The following is a 1,446-nucleotide window of genomic DNA, read 5'->3' as shown; positions in this document are numbered from 1 at the left end:
TTCTTATTGGTTCGATTTCGATACTCGCTTGGCGACAAGTAGTTATCGCCATTCAGGTCTGCAGACACGTCAAAGCCACGAATTTTTCGCCATTGGCTGATAGCATTGCCATCCGGAGTTGTGGTCGGAGCGTCGGTTAACTTAACGGTTGGAAAGCTATTTTTGAGTTTTACTTCTTTTAACCGCGGCCTGTCGTCTGCGTTCTCACTTTGCCAACGAACTCTCACAACGTATAAACGGCCACCCTCTCTCAAAAAGGTTGAACCAAAATACTGGCCGCCACCATAACTCACCCCACTGCCATCATGAGTTGTGGCTCTTACCCAGTTACCCGGAAGGTTCCAAATCACCGATTGGTTTCTGGTCATATTGAGCGTTTTGTCTTTCTTTACATCGAGCCTTTCCCACTGTGAAACCCTTCCGTGAGAGTCAATAGCTGTTGGGTATTCAATCCAGAATTCGCCGCTGACAGCAAACTGTGAGAACTTAAAGGTCAGACGTTCGAACTGTTCAGCATGATAGACATACAAAGCCCCGCCCTGTTCGAAATTCTCAAACACATCAGCATCCCAAGGAGGCTCTTGATACAGCCAAAAGCCCGCATGATCTTCACTGGCTGTATAGCCCAAGGTCATAGGCTTTCCACTTAAGAGAGTATTTTCACCGTGGGTGTTATCAACTTCTGCAAGCACTGTATCTTCAGAAAAATGGAGAAAGAAGTCTTCAAAATCAACGCCATGTAATTCTGCGTTATTACGAAGGTCATTCTCCAACCAACCAGAATTGAGCTCCATTTTTTGGTTATACATATACCCAATTGTCGTAGCTCGCTTATTGTCGGTTTTATCTGCATAAGAGCCAAATACGAGGTCACTGTTCGCAATTTCCCAATCAATGACAGCATTCGCAGACATTGGGGAGCCCGAAAGATCAGCGCCGGATTCATGTTGCCCTGGCAGTACAATCGCTGTACCAACAGCAAAAGAATAGCCGGTAATTAAATATGAAAGAATGAGTGTGAGCAGCCCAGAAATGTAAGTTTTCATGATTCAAACTTCCTAATCGATACTATTGCCAATCAAAATACCTCATTCAAAATCAACATATTACGCGTCAAATTAGGGAGCAATGTAAGAAAAAAGTATCGTCTAGAAAAGTTCATAGTTCAAGCGTTAAGCCCCCCGGTTCGACGAGCATTTAAGTGTGCCATCGAATGCCCGAATGAAGACAATCTGAAACTACCGCCAGCTTAAAAGGGAAATGACAGCTTCACCTCTAAGGTCATTTGAGTTCGGGATGAAATGATTATGTTGGTCGTTATAAAAACCAAATGAGAGGGGGATTAGGCTTGCTGTGTCAGTATCAATCGATGAAAACCACCTACGGATGTAAGTGGTTTTTGCCGGAATAAATAGAAGGGATATATTTAGGTGCTTGAGTCGCTTT

General features: G+C 43.8%; 1 protein-coding gene and 1 pseudogene. Both read right to left on the bottom strand.

What is annotated here, in order from left to right; all coding sequences use genetic code 11:
• A pseudogene (locus AB4496_RS25965) lies at positions 1 to 1,046 on the bottom strand (hypothetical protein); the annotation flags it as partial.
• A gap of 192 nt (positions 1,047 to 1,238) precedes the next feature.
• Positions 1,239 to 1,446: hypothetical protein (locus AB4496_RS25960; RefSeq protein WP_372132746.1), on the bottom strand; the 208-nt coding region annotated here is incomplete at its 5' end.

Source organism: Vibrio sp. 10N.222.46.A1, assembly GCF_041473595.1.
GTDB classification, from domain to species: Bacteria; Pseudomonadota; Gammaproteobacteria; order Enterobacterales; family Vibrionaceae; genus Vibrio; species Vibrio tasmaniensis_A.
This window is presented reverse-complemented; position numbering and strand designations above follow the sequence as displayed.